The organism is Sphingomonas sp. SRS2 (assembly GCF_000971055.1).
In the GTDB taxonomy this organism is placed as follows: Bacteria; Pseudomonadota; Alphaproteobacteria; order Sphingomonadales; family Sphingomonadaceae; genus Rhizorhabdus.
Map to the genome: position 1 here is coordinate 14,508 of NZ_LARW01000062.1, position 12,704 is coordinate 27,211.

Annotated in this window: 7 protein-coding genes; 5 read left to right on the plus strand and 2 right to left on the minus strand. The window is 63.0% G+C overall.

Annotated elements, in window-relative coordinates:
* Positions 1-36 precede the first annotated feature (36 nt).
* On the plus strand, positions 37-2,418 hold the full coding sequence (locus WP12_RS06150) for a TonB-dependent receptor (protein WP_152663912.1): 2,382 nt from the start codon (positions 37-39) through the stop codon (positions 2,416-2,418).
* Positions 2,415-3,740 carry an amino acid permease gene (locus WP12_RS06155; RefSeq protein ID WP_235398994.1) on the plus strand — a complete coding sequence of 442 codons (1,326 nt, stop codon included), beginning with the start codon at positions 2,415-2,417 and terminating at the stop codon, positions 3,738-3,740. The genes WP12_RS06150 and WP12_RS06155 overlap by 4 nt, the downstream gene beginning before the upstream one ends.
* A 52-nt stretch (positions 3,741-3,792) precedes the next feature.
* On the opposite strand, the gene WP12_RS06160 is transcribed toward WP12_RS06155, so the two are convergent.
* Both WP12_RS06160 and WP12_RS06165 read right to left on the minus strand, forming a co-directional pair.
* Complete coding sequence (locus tag WP12_RS06160; protein WP_152663913.1) at positions 3,793-5,427, minus strand: phytoene desaturase family protein; 1,635 nt, start codon at positions 5,425-5,427, stop codon at positions 3,793-3,795.
* Positions 5,391-6,581, minus strand: coding sequence for an aromatic ring-hydroxylating oxygenase subunit alpha (locus WP12_RS06165; protein ID WP_046192891.1), 1,191 nt, complete (start codon positions 6,579-6,581; stop codon positions 5,391-5,393). The genes WP12_RS06160 and WP12_RS06165 overlap by 37 nt, the downstream gene beginning before the upstream one ends.
* A 146-nt stretch (positions 6,582-6,727) precedes the next feature.
* On the opposite strand from WP12_RS06165, the gene WP12_RS06170 reads away from it, so the two are divergent.
* The 3 genes from WP12_RS06170 to glgC all read left to right on the plus strand — a co-directional run bounded on the left by WP12_RS06170 (position 6,728) and on the right by glgC (position 12,704).
* Positions 6,728-9,193, plus strand: a complete 2,466-nt coding sequence (locus tag WP12_RS06170; protein WP_046192892.1) for a glycogen/starch/alpha-glucan phosphorylase — start codon at positions 6,728-6,730, stop codon at positions 9,191-9,193.
* Between the two features lie 80 nt (positions 9,194-9,273).
* A complete protein-coding gene (gene glgB / locus WP12_RS06175; protein WP_046192914.1) occupies positions 9,274-11,424 on the plus strand; it encodes a 1,4-alpha-glucan branching protein GlgB in 2,151 nt (716 codons plus the stop codon).
* The gene (gene glgC, locus WP12_RS06180; protein WP_268794726.1) at positions 11,424-12,704 is read left to right on the plus strand and encodes a glucose-1-phosphate adenylyltransferase; all 1,281 of its coding nucleotides are present in this window, start codon (positions 11,424-11,426) and stop codon (positions 12,702-12,704) included. Before glgB ends, glgC begins: the two co-directional genes overlap by 1 nt.

Consider the following 12,704-nt stretch of genomic DNA (forward strand, 5'->3'; position numbering starts at 1 on the left):
ATGATGACGAATGGGAGCAGAAATACGCGACGGAGTATGGGCAGAACGTTGGCCGCGATCCTCGCGGCGACAGCTCTGACACCGTCTTTCGCGCAATCGACGCCGGCCGAAGAGATCGCCGACAACGGCGACATAGTCGTGACTGCGACGAAGCGTGCGGAAAACCTTCAGGACGTGCCGCAATCGATCCAGGCCTTTGGGACGCAGACACTGGAGCGCTACAATGTCTCGAGCTTCGCCGACGTGCAGAAGCTGGTGCCGAGCATGAGCTTCCAGACCTCGCAGCCCGGCAGCACGACGGTCTATTTCCGCGGCGTCGCCAGCGGCGGCGACGGCAACCATTCGGGTTCGTTGCCGTCGGTTGGCGTCTATCTGGACGAACAGCCTATCACGACCATCGGCGGCACGCTCGACATCCATGTTTATGACATGGCGCGGATCGAGGCGCTGTCCGGCCCGCAGGGCACTTTGTACGGTGCTTCGTCGCAGGCCGGTACGATCCGCTACATCACCAATAAGCCCGACTCGAGCGCTTTCGACGCGGGCGCCGACTTCGAGGTCAACCGGGTCAGGAAGGGCGGCACCGGCGGCAAGTTCGAAGGTTTCGTCAATCAGCCGCTCGGCGACAATGCGGCGATCCGCCTCGTCGGCTTCTACCGCAAGGACGCCGGCTATATCGACAATGTGCCGGCCACCCGCAGCTTCACCAGCGGTGTGACGATCAATAATAATTCGACGGTGGAAAAGGACTATAACGATATCGAGTCCTATGGCGGGCGCGCCGCGCTGCAACTCGACCTCGACGACAATTGGACGGTAACGCCGACCTTCCTCTACCAGCGGCAGAAGTCCACCGGCTTCTTCGGCACAGATCAGCAGGTCGGCGATCTGCAGGTGCAGCATTTCGGGGACGAATATCGCAAGGACGAGTTCTGGCAGGCTGCACTCACCGTGCAGGGCAAGATCGCCGATTTCGACCTGACCTATGCGGGCGCCTATCTCGATCGCGATATCGACCAGTTCAGCGACTATACGGATTATGCGGTCGCCTATGACATCCTCTACGCCCAGACCGGCGGCAGCTTCTCAAGCTACTTCACCAACAATGCCGGCGCTTTTGTCGATCCGGGCCAGCATATCCTGGGCGCGGACCGCTATAAGAAGATGAGCCATGAGCTCCGGCTCGCCTCGCCATCGGACAAACCTTTCCGGGTGATCGGCGGCCTGTTCTATCAGCGTCAGACCCACGGCATCCTGCAGGACTACAAGATCTTCGACCTCGCCGACGCGACATCGGTGAATGGCCGGCCCGGCACGATCTGGCTGACCCAGCAAAAACGCATCGACAAGGATTATGCAGCGTTCGGCGAAGCCTCCTACGATATCACGTCGCAGCTCACCCTGACCGGTGGCCTCCGCGTGTTCAAATATGACAATTCCCTGTTCGGCTTTTTCGGCTTCGGTGACGGCTTCAGCAGCCGTACCGGCGTCGCGGCCTGCTACACTGACGCCAACGGCGCCTTCCTCGGTCCGATCCGCGAGGGCTCGCCCTGCACAAACCTTGCCGAAGTGGTGAATGGCAAGCTCGTACCGAAGCGCGCCAAGGGCAATGGCGTGACGCATCGCCTCAACCTGTCGTGGAAGCCGACCGACAACTCGCTGATCTACGCGACCTGGTCGCGGGGCTTCCGCCCCGGCGGCCTGAATCGGCGTGCCACGGTCGACAATTATGATTCCGACTATCTGACCAATTACGAGATCGGCTGGAAATATACGACGTCGGATGGATCGTTCCGCTTCAACGGCGCGATCTTCATGGAGGACTGGAAGAAATTCCAATATTCCTTCCTGGGCGCGAACAGCTTCACCGAGATTCACAATGGCCCGGATGCCCGGATCAAGGGTATCGAGATCGACGTCGCGCTGCGGCCAGCCCGCGGCCTGACCTTCGGCATCGCTGGCACCTATGTGGACGCGAAGACGCGCAAGAACCTTTGCGCGATCGACGATCCGACCGGCGTCTGCGATCCGACGGCCGGCAACTCGATCGTATCGCCAAGGGGTACCCGCTTGCCGGTGACGCCGAAGTACAAGCTGAACCTCACGGGTCGTTACGACTTCGCGATGGGCGACTATAAGGCGCATCTGCAGGGGGTGATGGTCTATGCCGACGACGCCACCTCGGATCTCCGGGTGCCGTTTGCGGTCGGAATCGGCAGGCTGCCCTCCTACGTGACCGCAGACTTCGCTGCGGGCATCGACTTCGGCCAGTTCAACGCCGAAGCTTTCATCACGAACGCGTTCGATTCACGGGGCCAGCTCAGCCGCAACATTCCGTGCGGTCAGTGTCTGATCCGGCCTTACGCATTCGTGACCAAACCGCAGACGATCGGCCTGCGGATGGGTTGGAAATATTGAGCAAAGACCAGTCGCCGGGCGGTGTCAAAACCGCCCGGCCGCTCGGGCTGATCATGGCCACGGCGCTGGTCGTCGGTAACATGATCGGCTCGGGCGTCTATATGCTGCCCGCCAGCCTGGCACCCTATGGCTGGAACGTTATTCCGGCCTGGGGGATCACCATTGCCGGGAGCCTGTGCATCGCCGCAGTGTTTGCGGGGCTGTGCCGGGCCCGGCCGCAGGCGGGCGGCCCCTATGTCTATGTCAACGCCGCTTTCGGCAAAGACACCGCCTTCTTCATCGCCTGGGCCTATTGGATATCGTTGTTCGTCGGCAACGGAGCGATCGCGGTGGCGGCGGTCAGTTATCTATCGGCCTTCATCCCGGCGCTGGCCACCAACGCCCTGTGGTCGACCGGCGTCACGATCGCGCTCGTCTGGACGCTGACCGCGGTCAATATCAGCGGGACGCGCAACATGGGCTGGGTTCAGATCGTGACCACGGTCCTCAAGATCATGCCGCTGATCGCGGTGGTCATCATCGCCGTGGTGGCGGCCCCAGCGGGCGATCTCACCCTCCCCGATCCCAACAAGCCCGAGATCGGGCTGGCGGCGATCACGACGGCGGGCACCCTGACCCTGTGGGCCTTTCTCGGCCTGGAGTCGGCCACCGTGCCGGCGGGCAAGGTCATCGATCCCGAACGCACCATCCCGCGCGCCACGCTGGGCGGCACCGCGCTGACGGGGGTAATCTATCTTTTCGCCTGCATGGCGGTGATCCTGCTGCTCGCGCCCGATGTCGCCGCGCATTCGGCGGCGCCCTTCGCCGAGGTGATGGGGCGTTACTGGGGCAGCGGCGCGGCCCAGGTCGTCGCCGCCTTCGCGATGATCAGCGCGCTCGGCGCTCTCAACGGCTGGATATTGCTCCAGGGTGAGATGCCCGCGGCGATGGCGGCGGGCGGGGTCTTCCCCCGCGCGCTCGGCAAGGTCGCTGCCAATGGCGTGCCGGTCCGCGCGCACCTGTTGTCGAGCGCGCTCGTTACCGGCGTCCTCGCGCTCAACGCCAGCAAGACGACCGTCAACCTCTTCACCTTCATCGCGCTGCTGGCGACGACAGCGGCGCTTGTCATGTACCTGTTCGTCGCGGCGGCGGCCCTCAAACTGGGAGGCGTGAAACGCTGGGTGGCGATCGCGGGCGCGGTCTATTCGGTCTGGGCGCTCTATGGCGCGGGAGCCGAAGCCAATATGTGGGGTGCGGTGCTAATCCTCGCCGGTGTGCCGGTCTGGTGGATCATGCGGAGGTCTCCCGTCATCCCAGCGCAGGCTGGGATGACGGGAGAGTAGCGCGCGCCTCGACTTCATGAGATGCCAGCCTGCGCTGGCATGACGAACCGAGTCAGCCGAACAGTCGCCCCAACCCCCGGTCGGCGAGGATGGCTTGCGCGGCGTTATGCCCCGGCGCGCCGGTCACGCCGCCGCCTGGATGGCTACCAGCGCCGCACATGTAGAGGCCCTTGATCGGTCCGCGATAGTCGCCGTGACCCAGAATGGGCCGCGCGCCCCATAGTTGGTCGAGCGCCATATGGCCGTGCATGATGTCGCCGCCGACCAGCCCAAAGGTGCGTTCGAGATCGAGCGGAGACAAGATCTGCCGCCCGACCACCGATTTCGCGAAGCCCGGGGCATGCGCCTCAACCGTCGCGATAATGTGATCCGCTGCCGCCTCGCGCTCGTCGTCCCAGCTTCGGCCATCGGGAAGTACCGGTGCGAATTGCTGGCAGAACAGGCTGGCCACATGGCTTCCCTTGGGGGCGAGGCTGTCGTCGACGGTCGAAGGGATCAGCATCTCGACGATCGGCGCCTTCGACCATCCGAAGGTGCGCGCATCGGTGAAGGCGCGGTCCATATAGTCGAGCGTCGGCGCGATGATGATGCCGCTGCGGTGATGCTCGCCCTCCCCCGGCAGCGCCGAGAAATTGGGCAGCGCCGACAGCGCGACATTCATCCGGAAGGTGCCTGATCCCGCGCGGAAACCCTTCATGCGATGTTTGAAATCGGCGTCGAGATCGGCCTGATCGATCAGCTTGCGATAGAGGAGCCCCGGCCCGACATTCGACGCGATCACCGGCGCCATATGCTCGGCGCCACTTTCGGTCCGCACGCCCACCGCCTTGCCGCCGTCGACCAGCAGCTTTTCGACCGACGTATCGGTCTCGAATGTCACGCCGTGATCTTCGCACGCCGCGCGCATCGCCTGCGTGATCGCTCCCATGCCGCCGATCGCATGGCCCCACGCGCCCTTCTTGCCGTTCACCTCGCCAAAGACGTGGTGGAGCAGGACATAGGCGGATCCCGGCGTATCGGGACTGGCATAGTTGCCGACCACCGCGTCGAAACCGAAGGCCGCCTTCACCGCATCATTTTCGAACCAGCCATCGAGGAAAGTCCGCGCGCTCTTCACGAACAGGTCGAGCATGTCGCGCTGCGCAGGCAGCCCCGCCATCGCGATCTTGCGACCCTGCCCCGCCGCCTTGAGCAGTTCGAGCAGCCCTCCGCCGGCATTAGGCGGAATCTTGAGAGCGAGGTCGCGCAGAACGTCGGCAACGCCTTCCAGCGCATCATAATAGGCCGGCAGCGCCTCGGCATCGGCGGTGGAGAAGCGCCGAAATTCGGCCTGGGTCCGCTCCAGACCGCCGCCGAGCTTGAGATAACCGCCATCCTCCAGCGGGAGGAAGTTGGAGATCGGCCGCTCGACGATACGCAGACCACGTTCGTAAAGCCGCATGTCCCGGATAACGCGCGGCTGGAGCAGGCTCACCGTGTAGCTTGCCACCGAATTGCGGAAACCGGGATGAAACTCCTCGGTAATCGCCGCGCCGCCGACCACCGAACGGCGCTCGATCACCCGAACCTCGAGGCCCTTCGCCGCGAGGTAAAAAGCGCAGACGAGCCCGTTATGCCCGCCGCCGATAATGACGACATCCTGCTTCGTGGTCACGAAATGCGCCCCGCCACACTCTGCGCGCTCCAGCCCATCGGCGGACGCTTGGGTTGACGCGCCTCGGGGATCAGCACCCGGAATTTGCGCGCGAAACTTTTCAGGCAGACCTCGCTGTTGCCCAGCGGGCCCTGTGTATAGCTGTCGCTCGCCATGCCGTCCTGGACGCGCGCGACCAGCGTGGTGTCCTCGGCGTTGACGAGCCGGTTGATCCGCCAGTTGAGATAGCGGGCCGCCCTCATCTCGCGCCGGTCATCGGGCAGGACATAGGCAATCTCGCGAATGATCGTCTCGGTGGGCGACACCGGGATGAACTGCATGAAATCGATCTGGTCGGGGTAGATATCGAATGCGGTGTTCGGCCATAGCTTGAAATAGATCCACAGCCGCTGCCTGTCCGCCGGCAGATGATCCACCCGGGGCAAATATTTGCGGTAGAGCGCCTCCGACGAACTGCCCGGAACGCCGTCGAGCAACGGCCCGTACATCTTGTCGACCCATTCGGTCGCCTCGATGCCATAGCCCGGGCCGAACAACCGCTTGAGCCCGGGATGCGCGACCGGAATGTGCAGGCCGTCGGAATAATTGTCGGCGATATTCTTCCAGTTCACCGTACGCGGGCGCATCACCACCCGGCCAAGGGCGCGCATATCCTCGAAACGATAGGGAGCGACGTCCTCCTCATAGGGAGCCATCATTTCGGCGACCGAAGGTCCATCGCCCTCGATCCGCACGAAAATGAAGCCGCGCCAGACCTCGGTCGCGAAGCGGTGGAGGCCGTAATCCTTCATGTCGAACGCGGGATAGTCGCGCTTTCCCGGGACGCCGCTCAGCGCACCGTCCAACTCATAGGTCCATGCGTGATAAGGACAGATAAGCTTCTTCGCGCAGCCTTGCTCGCCGTCCACCAGGCGCGCCGCGCGGTGACGGCAGACGTTCGACAGCGCGCGCACGCCGCCATCTTCGCCGCGCACGACGATTATCGACTCGTTGCCGATTGCCAGCGACTGCCAGTCGCCCGCTTTGGGAATATCGCTCAGATGACAGACAAGCTGCCAACTGCGCCGGAATATCCGTTCCTGCTCAAGCGCATAGACCTCCGGATCATGATAGAGCCAGCCCGGCAGGCCCATATTCGCACCGGGATCGGCCGCCGATCCGACATCATTCACTGCGCGTAAAGTCATGGTTTCACCTTTGTCAGCAGCCTGCCTGTCCAAGCGAAAAAGGGCAAATGAAAGCTGTTATGCCGCACCGCAACATCGCTGTTGCGCCACGCCGATGTTGGGATACACTCGTCCCTGTTCTGATGCCGCCCGGGGAGTCGCCGTCCATGAAAACCAGCCAGGCCGCGTCCTTGCCCAAACCCGCGCCGCGTACCTCGAGTCCGGAAACGCTGGCGGGCGAGATCGTCGAGCGGCTGACCTACCGGATCGGCAAGAATGCGGCGGCGGCAAAGACCCATGACTGGCTGGCCGCGTCGATCCTCGTCATCCGCGACCGCATCATCGACAGCTGGATCACCAGCACCGAGGAAACGTACAAGGCCGGTGCGAAGCGGGTCTATTATCTCAGCCTCGAATTCCTGATCGGCCGGCTGATGCGCGATGCGGTATCGAACCTTGGCCTGATGGACGAGATGCGCGCCGCGCTCGCATCGCTCGGCGTCGATATCGATATCATCCGGGAACTGGAGCCCGATGCCGCGCTCGGCAATGGCGGACTTGGCCGCCTCGCCGCCTGTTTCATGGAGTCGATGGCCTCGGTCGATATCCCGGCCTATGGCTACGGCATCCGCTATGTGAACGGCATGTTCCGGCAGGAGATTTCGGACGGCTGGCAGGTCGAGCTGCCCGAGACATGGCTCGCCCACGGCAATAATTGGGAGTTCGAGCGGCGCGAGGCCAGCTATGAGATCGGTTTCGGCGGCGTGGTCGAGCTGGCGGCGGCCGATGGCAGCGGCGATCATGCCCGGCTTTGGAAGCCGCACGACCGCATCATCGCCACCGCCTATGACACGCCCGTGGTCGGCTGGCGCGGCGAGCGGGTCAACACGCTGCGGCTGTGGACGGCGCAGCCGATCGACCCGATCCTGCTCGATGCATTCAACGCCGGCGATCACATCGGCGCGCTGAAGGAGAGCAACAAGGCGGAGTCACTGACCCGCGTCCTCTACCCGGCGGATTCGCATCAGGCCGGGCAGGAACTTCGCCTGCGCCAGGAATATTTCTTCTCCTCGGCGTCGCTCCAGGACATCGTCCGCCGTCACGTCCAATATTTCGGCGACATCCGCACCCTGCCCGACAAGGCGGCGATCCAGCTCAATGACACCCATCCAGCGGTGTCGGTCGCCGAATTGATGCGGATCCTGATCGATCTTCACAATATTGACTTCAACGAAGCCTGGGACATCACCCGCGCCACCTTTGGCTACACCAACCACACGCTGTTACCCGAAGCGCTCGAAAGCTGGCCTGTGCCGCTGTTCGAGCAGCTGCTCCCGCGCCATATGCAGCTCGTATATGCGATCAACGCCAAGTTGCTTATCGAGGCCCGCAAGCAGCATGGCTTCGACGATGCCGGGATCAGCGCGATCTCACTGATCGACGAAGGCGGCGATCGCCGGGTTCGCATGGGAAACCTCGCCTTCGCGGGCTCGCACAGCGTCAACGGCGTGTCCGCGCTCCATACCGAGCTGATGAAGGAAACGGTCTTTGCCGATTTCCATCGGCTCTATCCCGACCGGATCAACAACAAGACCAACGGCATCACCCCCCGCCGTTGGCTGATGCAGTGCAATCCCGAACTGACCGGGCTTATCCGGGAGGCTATCGGCGATGCCTTTCTCGATGACACCGAGGCGCTGTCTGCGCTCGGGAAGTTCGCCGACGACAGCGCGTTCCAGGAAAAGTTCGCGGCGGTAAAGCTCGCCAAGAAAGCGGTGCTGTCGAACCTCGTCCGCGAGCGGATGGGTCTGAAGATAGATCCCGCCGCATTGTTCGACACCCAGATCAAGCGCATCCATGAGTATAAGCGCCAGCTGCTCAATATCATCGAGGCCGTCGCGCGGTACGACCAGATCCGTTCGCATCCCGAGCGCGACTGGGTGCCCCGGGTCAAGCTGTTCGGCGGCAAGGCGGCGCCGAGCTATCACAACGCCAAGCTGATCATTAAGCTCGCCAATGACGTCGCCCGGGTGATCAACCATGATCCGGCGGTGCAGGGCCTGCTCAAGATCGCCTTCATTCCCAACTATAATGTCTCGCTGGCCGAGATCATGATGCCCGCTGCCGACCTGTCGGAGCAGATCTCGACCGCCGGTATGGAGGCGTCGGGGACCGGCAACATGAAGTTCGGGCTCAACGGCGCGTTGACGATCGGCACGCTCGATGGCGCGAATGTCGAGATGCGCGACCATGTCGGCGCGGAGAATATCATCATCTTCGGCCTAACAGCTGCCGAGGTAGGGCGCGCGCGGGCCGAGGGGCACAACCCCCGTCAGATCATCGAAGCCTCGCGTGAGTTGAGCCAGGCGCTGCAGGCGATATCGGGCGGCGTCTTCTCACCCGACGACCGCGATCGCTACAAGGCTCTCATCGCCGGCCTTTACGATCATGACTGGTTCATGGTCGCCGCCGATTTCGACAGCTATGCCGCCGCCCAGCGCGACGTTGACGCGCTGTGGGGCCGCAAAGTCGAGTGGAATGCGAAGGCTATCCGCAACGTTGCGGGGATGGGCTGGTTCTCATCGGATCGCACAATCCGGCAATATGCCTCTGAAATCTGGGGTATTCTCTGATCTCATCCACTTCTTATCCACTTCTTATCCACCGCTTTGTGCCGGCCGAAGTATAGCGTAGCATCGCGATCGTGAGCGACCTGAACAAAGCCGAGATATCCGCACTGATTAAGGGCAAGCACGGCGATCCCTTCGCAGTGCTTGGCGTCCATGTGGCCGACAAGGGTTTCTTCGCCCGCGCCTTCATTCCCGGTGCGGATAAAGTCGAGGCGCTGACCCTGGCAGGCCGGCCGGCAGGCATGCTCGACATGGTCGACAAGGCCGGATTGTTCGAGGGCATGCTCGATCTGGATAAGCAGCAGCCGCTGCGCTACCTCGCGGCCAACGCGGGGGCGGCGTGGACAATCGCCGATCCTTACAGCTTCGGGCCGGTAATGGGCCCGATGGACGATTATTATATCGCCGAAGGATCGCATCTGCGCCTGTTCGACAAGATGGGCGCGCACAAGATTCATCATGAGGGCGCCGATGGCGTCCATTTCGCGGTGTGGGCACCCAATGCGCGCCGCGTCTCGGTGGTCGGCCTGTTCAACCAGTGGGACGGCCGCCGTCACATGATGCGGCTGCGCCGCGACACCGGCATCTGGGAGATATTTGTCCCCGATATCGGCGAAGACGAACCCTATAAATTCGAGATCGTCGGCGCGAACGGCAAGATCCTCCCGCTCAAGGCGGACCCCTTCGCCTTCCGTTCGGAGCTGCGCCCCGCCACCGCATCGATCACGACCGCGCCGATGACGCATGAATGGCACGATCGGAAGCATCGCGACTTCTGGGCCGGGGCCGATATCCGCCGCCAGCCCATCTCGATCTACGAAGTTCATGCCGGCTCCTGGCAGCGCGACGAACATGGCGAGTTCCTGCACTGGGACGCGATGGCCGACCGGCTGATCCCCTATGCGGCCGAGATGGGCTTCACCCACATCGAGTTCCTGCCGATCACTGAGTTCCCCTATGATCCGAGCTGGGGCTACCAGACCACCGGGCTTTATGCGCCCACCGCGCGCTTCGGGGAGCCCGAGGCTTTCGCCCGTTTCGTCGAAGGCGCGCACAAGGCCGGGATCGGCGTGATCCTCGACTGGGTGCCTGCGCATTTCCCGACCGACGATCATGGTCTGTCACGCTTCGACGGCACCGCGCTCTACGAGCATGCCGATCCGCGCAAGGGCTTCCACCCCGACTGGAACACCGCGATCTACAATTTCGGACGACGAGAAGTGATGTCATTTCTCGTCAACAACGCATTGTTCTGGGCCGAAAAATATCATCTCGATGGCTTGCGCGTCGATGCCGTGGCATCGATGCTCTACCTCGATTATTCGCGCAAGGACGGCGAGTGGCTGCCCAATGAAAAGGGCGGCCGGGAGAATCTGGAAGCGGTCGAGTTCCTGCGCAAGATGAACAAGGAACTCTACGGTCATCATCCCGGCGTCATGACGATCGCCGAGGAATCGACGAGCTGGCCGAAGGTTTCACACCCGGTCCACGAGGACGGCCTCGGTTTCGGCTTCAAATGGAATATGGGCTTCATGCACGACACGCTGCGCTACATGGCGCGCGAGCCGATCCACCGCCGCTATCATCACAACGACATCACCTTCGGGCTGCTTTATGCCTTCGACGAGAATTTCGTCCTGCCGCTGAGCCATGACGAGGTCGTTCACGGCAAGGGGTCGCTGCTCAACAAGATGGCGGGCGACGACTGGCAGAAATTCGCGAACCTGCGCGCTTATTATGCGTTGATGTGGGGATATCCAGGAAAGAAGCTGCTGTTCATGGGTCAGGAGTTCGCCCAGCGCGCGGAATGGAGCGAAGAGCGCTCGCTCGACTGGCACCTGCTCGACGCGCCTGCGCATGAGGGCGTCCGCCGGCTCGTCCGCGACCTCAACCACATCTACCGCGACCGCCCCGCCCTCCACGCCCGCGATTGCGAGGCTGAGGGATTCCGCTGGGTTGTGGTCGACGATGCGGTCAATTCGGTATTCGCCTGGGAACGGCATGCCCCGGGCGAACGACCGATCGCGATCATATCGAACATGCCCCCGGCGCCCCGCCATGATTATCCCCTACGGCTGTCGCGCGGCGGCACGTGGCGCGAGATAATCAACAGCGACGCCGCGATCTATGGCGGGAGCAATATGGGTAATAGCGGGATTATCACGGCGGCTGACGACGGTTATGCGCGCATAACATTGCCGCCACTTTCGACCCTGATGATCGAGGCTGGGTGATGGCGGGAGGCAAGGCGATGCAGGAACGGCGCAATCAGCCGCTGGCGCGCGACGCAATGGCGTATGTGCTGGCGGGCGGGCGCGGCAGCCGGCTCTACGAGCTCACCGACCGCCGCGCCAAACCCGCGGTCTATTTCGGTGGAAAGTCGCGGATTATCGATTTCGCGCTGTCGAACGCCCTCAATTCGGGCATCCGCCGCATGGGCGTCGCGACCCAGTACAAGGCGCATTCGCTGATCCGCCATCTTCAGCGCGGCTGGAACTTCCTTCGTCCGGAGCGCAACGAGAGCTTCGACATATTGCCCGCGAGCCAGCGTGTTTCGGAACATCAATGGTATGAGGGCACCGCCGACGCGGTGTTCCAGAATCTCGACATCATCGAGTCCTACGGCCCGGAATATATGATCATCCTGGCGGGCGATCACATCTACAAGATGGATTATGAGCTGATGCTCCGCCAGCATGTCGAGGCCGGGGCGGATGTCACCGTCGGCTGCCTGGAGGTGCCGCGCATGGAGGCAACGGGCTTCGGCGTGATGCACATCGACGCCAAGGCGCGGATCAAGGCATTCGTCGAGAAGCCGGCCAATCCGCCCGCCATGCCCGGCAAGCCGGATACCGCGCTCGCATCGATGGGCATCTATGTCTTCAACACGAAATTCCTGGCCGGCGAGCTGCGGCGCGACGCCTCCTATCCGGCATCGAGCCACGATTTCGGCAAGGACCTGATCCCCTACATCGTCCGGCACGGCAAGGCGGTCGCCCATCTCTTCTCGCAAAGCTGTATCCGCGCCGAAAGCGAGCCCGAGGCCTATTGGCGCGACGTCGGCACCATCGACGCCTATTGGGAGGCGAATATCGACCTGACCGATGTCGTGCCGCAACTCGATCTCTACGAACGCGACTGGCCGATCTGGAGCTATGCCGAGGTCACGGCGCCCGCCAAGTTCGTCCATAATGACGAAGGCCGCCGCGGCGCCGCCACCTCGTCGCTGATCGCCGGGGGCTGCATCGTCTCGGGAGCGTCGCTCCATCGCAGCCTGCTGTTCACCGGGGTTCGCGTGAACAGCTTCTCGTCGATTACCGAGGCGGTGATCATGCCCGGCTGCCAGATCGGCCGCGAGGCGCGGCTGCACAAGGTCGTGATCGATCAGGGCGTCCAGATTCCCAAAGGGTTGATTGTCGGGGAGGATCCCGTCGCCGATGCGAAGCGGTTCCGGCGTTCGGAAAAGGGGGTCTGCCTGATCACGCAGGACATGATCGATCGACTGGTGGCCTGA

Excerpts from the sequence above, each read along its gene's own strand:
- WP12_RS06150 (WP_152663912.1), top strand. The coding sequence starts at position 37 with ATGGGCAGAACGTTGGCCGCGATCCTCGCGGCGACAGCTCTGACACCG.
- WP12_RS06165 (WP_046192891.1), bottom strand. The coding sequence starts at position 6,581 with ATGACTTTACGCGCAGTGAATGATGTCGGATCGGCGGCCGATCCCGGT.
- WP12_RS06170 (WP_046192892.1), top strand. The coding sequence starts at position 6,728 with ATGAAAACCAGCCAGGCCGCGTCCTTGCCCAAACCCGCGCCGCGTACC.
- glgC (WP_268794726.1), top strand. The coding sequence starts at position 11,424 with ATGGCGGGAGGCAAGGCGATGCAGGAACGGCGCAATCAGCCGCTGGCG.